Source organism: Commensalibacter sp. A3DC (assembly GCF_047307945.1).
In the GTDB taxonomy this organism is placed as follows: domain Bacteria; phylum Pseudomonadota; class Alphaproteobacteria; order Acetobacterales; family Acetobacteraceae; genus Commensalibacter; species Commensalibacter melissae.
This window is the reverse complement of sequence record NZ_JAXOQA010000092.1, coordinates 1-5,429: the sequence shown is the minus strand read 5'-3', so window position 1 is coordinate 5,429 and position 5,429 is coordinate 1. Positions and strand designations below refer to the sequence as shown.

The following is a 5,429-nucleotide window of genomic DNA, read 5'->3' as shown; positions in this document are numbered from 1 at the left end:
CAATTTTCTTCCTGAAAAATATCAAAAAAATCAATATATTATCAAAATATCCCAATTAACGAAAACCGATACCAGTAATATTTCCAAAATTTAAATCCGACAGTTTCGAGAATTAAATTGGAAAGTTTAATTTCAAGCGCGTAAAATTATGCTATATTCACCTTTTGACAAGGAATTTTTCAATTATTTATATAATTTTAATTTATAACTTTTTTTATTTAAAAAACTTTTTTCTTCTAACTTCAATAACTTAAAACTTTAAAAGAGGATATTTCTTGAATTTTGTTACTGTAATTGATCTTGCTGGTAGTGTCGCCCTGCTTTTATGGGGTGTTCATATGGTTCAAACCGGTGTGCAACGAGCGTTTGGCGCACGGTTAAATCATTTCCTGTCAACCATGTTACGAAACAGATTCCAATCTTTTATCGCAGGTGCAGGTATCACTGCAATCTTGCAATCCTCAACTGCAACGGGACTTATGATCACTGGATTTGCCGCCAATGGGGTAATCGGACTACCTTCTGCATTGGCGGTTATGCTGGGGGCAAATGTTGGAACCACCCTAATTGTCCAGCTATTATCATTTGACGTGTCCCGTATCGCACCCCTTTTTGTTTTGATAGGCGTCATCATGTTTCGCCGGGGTCTTAATCATATCCGTGATTTTGGACGCGTCTTCATCGGATTAGGCCTGATTCTGATCTCCCTACATCAATTTCTGGTAATCCTTCATCCCTATACCAACCAACCAGCGCTTCGTACAGTATTGGGCAACATTACAGATATGCCTTTTATTACAATTTTATTATCAATGATCCTGACCTGGATTATGCATTCTTCCGTGGCGGTTGTATTGCTAATAGCGTCCTTCGCCTCTCACAATGTCATACCTGCTGAAACAGCCTTTATCATGGTTTTGGGCGCCAATATCGGTACCGCTCTCAATCCCGTGATAGAGGGAACAGGAAAAAACGTGATTGCCAAACGTTTACCTATGGGAAATTTAATAAACCGTGTTATCGGTGCGGCCATTGTCTTTATCTTTATTCATCCACTCACCCATTGGTTCACATATTACTATCCTGATATCAACCGATCTATCGCCAATTTTCACACATTATTTAATATTGCAACGGCACTTCTATTCTTGCCTTTCCTAACCCCCTACGCCAATTTACTAAAAAAAATATTTCCACGCACAAAAGAGGAAACTGTTCAGGATCCCTCAAAACCGGTCTATCTTGATAAATCCGTCATTCAATCACCTATTCTTGCCCTTGGCAATGCAACCCGGGAATCATTGCGTTTATGTGATATTTTGGAAAAAATGCTGAATGGTGTTGACGATAGTTTTAAAAATCAAACACCTCAAATTGCCAGCGCCGCACGACGTTTTGATAATACGCTAGATAAATTAACAAACTCAATACAAAGTTACGTCACCGGTTTGGATCCCGAAGCTTTGAATCAAAATGAATTGAATCAGGTGGAAAAAATCCTAACCTTCTGTACACAAATTGCCAATGCGGGTGATGTCCTGGACAGGAATGTTCTTTCAACCGTACAGAAAATGGTTAAACAAAGAATCATTTTACCAAAACCCATGATGGATCCATTGCAAAAAATGATGCGACGCATCCATAAAAATCTGCATACAACAGCAACCTTGCTGATTAATGAAGACGAGAATATTGCCCGTAAACTTGCCGAAGAGAAGGATATATTCCGTGAAATTGAAAGCAAAGTTATCGCTATCTATTATGAAAATCTTCGGCAAAGCACAGACAATAAAAAAAACCAGATTCAGTATGGTTCATTCATGATTGAATTGGCCCGTGATTTAAAACGTACAAACACTCATGTTGTAGCTTCAGCCGCCTACCCTGTTCTGGATCAGAATGGAATGCTATTACCCAGCCGTCTGCAACCTGAAGAGGATACAGAAAATTACGACAATGATCCAATCAAGATTTTACAACGTGAAGATAATATATTAACCCGTGATTGAAAAACTCTGAAAAATAATTTCTATTTATGATATAGTTCAACCATCTTCATGAATGAGATCGATGACTATCAAACAATTTACAGTTATTTGTTTTTTGTAATTAAAAATTATAAAAATATTTTTTATTTACCCATTGCGGTAAATGAATTGTTTATTTACTAATACCGCTTTATAATCTTATTAAAGGGAATAAGTTAATCAAGTGCTTAATTCTATGAACTGGATTGATCTTGTTTGTCTTGGTGTAATTATCCTTGGTGCCTTATCCGGTCTTACGCGAGGGTTTACTCGTGAATGTATAGGTCTATTTGGATGGGTTATCGCAGCCAGCTTGGCCAATCGCTGGTATCCCGATCTTGCCCCCAAGCTATCGCCTTACGTAAACTCTGAAAATTTGGCAAATATTGCCTCCTTTATTGTTATATTTGCCTTGACCTGTATTGTCATTAATGCGCTGGCAAATGCCGTTGTCGGTCAAAATTCTGCACGAATCTCCCTTTTGGGTCGTCTGGACAGGTTGCTTGGTGCAATATGTGGTGGGGTTAAGGGATATGCAGGGTTGGCCATTCTCTATCTGATTGGCGGAATAATTTTTCCTGCCGCACAATGGCCTGAACCTCTTCAAGAAAGTCAAATGGTTCCCTATATATATCAGGGAGCTGTCCTGATTAATAATCTTCTCCCAAGCTCAATGCAACGGGATGTTGTTGTCCCCCAAACAAAGACACCAAGAGTATCAATACCTGACGGAACTGGATTACATAATGGAATATCTCATCAATCCTCTTCGACAGATCAATCGCATAATGATGAGCCTTCTGCTGTTCAACCAGAGGGGGGGTATTCCTCAATTGCTCCCTCACAATAAACATGGCCATTTTTAACTCATAAAACCCTTATCTATTCATTTATTTTCGGAATTGCGATGAATAAATCTAGCGAATCAATATCCTATTCAACAATACATACATCCCCAGATCATGAAGATGATAAATTTCATGAGGAATGTGGCGTGGTAGGCGTCTGGACAACACAGGATGCCGCATCATTGACTGCATTGGGATTACATGCCTTACAACATAGAGGTCAGGAAGCGACAGGTATTGTTACTTACGATGGAAATTTTCATATTCATCGTGGTTTGGGGCTGGTCGGTGAAGTATTTGCCGATCCCCAGGTTATCGCCAAATTACCAGGTGGAATTGCGATTGGTCACAATCGCTATGCTACAACAGGTGCCACGCAACTTCGTAATGTACAACCTTTATATGGTGATTTTGAATTTGGTGGATTTGCTGTTGCCCATAATGGAAATCTTACCAATGCACAACTCCTTAGACAATCCCTGGTACGCAGAGGATGCCTATTTCAATCCAGTACAGACAGCGAAGTCTTTATCCATTTGATTGCCATTTCCCTGTACAGCAATGTTATTGACCGCTTTATTGATGCCTTAAAACAGGTTCAGGGTGCATATTCTCTGGTGGCCCTTTCCAAGGATATGTTAATTGCCGCTCGTGATCCGTTAGGTGTTCGTCCCCTGATACTCGGCAAACTCAACCAGAATAAGGAAAAAGAATGCTGGGTTGTTGCCAGTGAAACCTGTGCACTTTCCAGCATGGGCGCGGAATTTGTCCGTGATATCGAGCCTGGTGAAGTCATCATCATTAATGATGAGGGTATCTGTTCCATTAAACCTTTTCATAATATTTCTCATCGCTTTTGCATTTTCGAATATGTTTATTTTGCCCGTCCCGATTCCATTATTGAAAATAAATCCGTATATATAGCACGTCAAAAAATTGGAGCCGAACTCGCGCTTGAAAATCCCGTTGAGGCAGATATTGTTGTTCCTGTTCCCGATTCCGGTGTGCCTGCTGCGCTCGGCTATGCAAAAGCCAGCAATATTCCATTTGAGTTAGGCATAATCCGTAGTCATTATATAGGAAGGACTTTTATTGAACCGACTGATCAAATCCGTAATCTTGGAGTAAAACTCAAACACTCCACAAACGGTTCAATCTTAAAAGACAAACGCGTCATTTTAATTGATGATTCCATCGTCCGTGGAACAACATCCAAAAAAATCGTTGAAATGGTCAGAGCTGCAGGAGCAGCCGAAGTTCATCTGCGTATTGCCTCTCCCCCCACACGGTTTTCCTGTTATTACGGAATTGATACTCCATCAAAAGAAAAACTACTGGCACACACACATGATATTGATGAAATGTGCAAATTGATTGGGGCAGATTCACTGGGATTCATTTCATGCAATGGATTATACAAAGCTCTGGAAGAAAAGGAAAGAAATAACGAAAAGCCGCAATATTGTGATGCATGTTTTACAGGAGACTATCCTATTCAACTTACAGATCATGACATGAACCTAACACAAAATAAATAATGAAACTGTCATGTCATCCTTAGTTAATCTCCCTTTTAAAAAAAAGGTGGCTTTCATTACTGGTGCAAGTCGTGGCATAGGTCAGGCTTGTGCCATAGCATTGGCCAAGGCTGGTGCACACTGCGTTCTCAGCGCAAGAACGCAGGGAGGATTAATACAGACAGATAATATAATCCGCCAAAAAGGTGGTAAGGCCACCTTATTTCCATTTGATTTGCAACCCAAAAATCCATTCGATACAACAATTGATAATATTGGCCCTTCCATTGCCCAGCAATTCCATCGACTTGATATTTTCATTCATGCAGCCTTTCATTACACGCCACTTACACCTGTTGACCAAATAACGGATCAAGACTGGTCAAAAAATATTTCCATCAATCTTACAAGCTGTATGAAACTTGTTCGAACTTTGTCCCCCTTGTTATGCGCCACACCAAATTCTCAAGCTCTTTTTCTTCAGGGGATAACGAAACCCGGTGCATTTTGGGGATCAGTCACCTCTGTTCAGGCAGCTATTCAAAATCTTATAAATTGTTGGAAAGAAGAAATAAAGGATATCTCTACAGTTCATGTTCAAACCATTACCCCTCCGCCAACCAAAACCTTATTGAGACAATCCTTTTTTCCTGCGGAAGATAAAGATAAACTTAATTCGCCAGAAAAAACGGCAAAAATAATTCTTGCTTTTTTACTAAAAAAACAAAATCCATAACGTTAATAAATCAAAATTAATTGATATAACCACTTTATTAAATTGATTTTTTTTATAATTTTCAATATAATGGTAAATCTACTTGAAATAATGGAATATTACGAATGTAAAAACCGTATTCTGTGAAAGGAGGAAGGAGCATGTTAAAATTTAACCGTATCATTTATGGTATCTTGTTTAGCAGTATTATTGCTTGGACAATTTATATTCTCACTATTGATTTTTATGCCCTTACACTTTTAACCTATGGACCTCAATCTGTTACTACAGGCCCCATTCCTATAAAATTATCGCATCTTTC

4 protein-coding genes are annotated in these 5,429 nt (G+C 38.9%); all 4 read left to right on the top strand.

What is annotated here, in order from left to right; all coding sequences use genetic code 11:
* Positions 1-275: 275 nt before the first annotated feature.
* The 4 genes from U0839_RS08370 (at position 276) to U0839_RS08355 (ending at position 5,128) form a co-directional block, all read left to right on the top strand.
* On the top strand, positions 276-2,009 hold the full coding sequence (locus tag U0839_RS08370) for a Na/Pi cotransporter family protein (RefSeq protein ID WP_155565121.1): 1,734 nt from the start codon (positions 276-278) through the stop codon (positions 2,007-2,009).
* A gap of 202 nt (positions 2,010-2,211) precedes the next feature.
* Positions 2,212-2,877, top strand: coding sequence for a CvpA family protein (locus tag U0839_RS08365; RefSeq protein ID WP_196424839.1), 666 nt, complete (start codon positions 2,212-2,214; stop codon positions 2,875-2,877).
* A gap of 57 nt (positions 2,878-2,934) precedes the next feature.
* Positions 2,935-4,413, top strand: a complete 1,479-nt coding sequence (gene purF, locus U0839_RS08360) for an amidophosphoribosyltransferase (RefSeq protein WP_155565119.1) — start codon at positions 2,935-2,937, stop codon at positions 4,411-4,413.
* Between the two features lie 10 nt (positions 4,414-4,423).
* Positions 4,424-5,128 (top strand): SDR family NAD(P)-dependent oxidoreductase, encoded by a 705-nt coding sequence (locus U0839_RS08355; RefSeq protein ID WP_155565118.1) that lies wholly within the window; start codon positions 4,424-4,426, stop codon positions 5,126-5,128.
* Positions 5,129-5,429: the final 301 nt, after the last annotated feature.

What these genes read in the sequence shown, in the direction of transcription:
- purF (WP_155565119.1), top strand. Translation starts at nt 2,935, where the DNA reads ATGAATAAATCTAGCGAATCAATATCCTATTCAACAATACATACATCC.
- U0839_RS08355 (WP_155565118.1), top strand. Translation starts at nt 4,424, where the DNA reads ATGTCATCCTTAGTTAATCTCCCTTTTAAAAAAAAGGTGGCTTTCATT.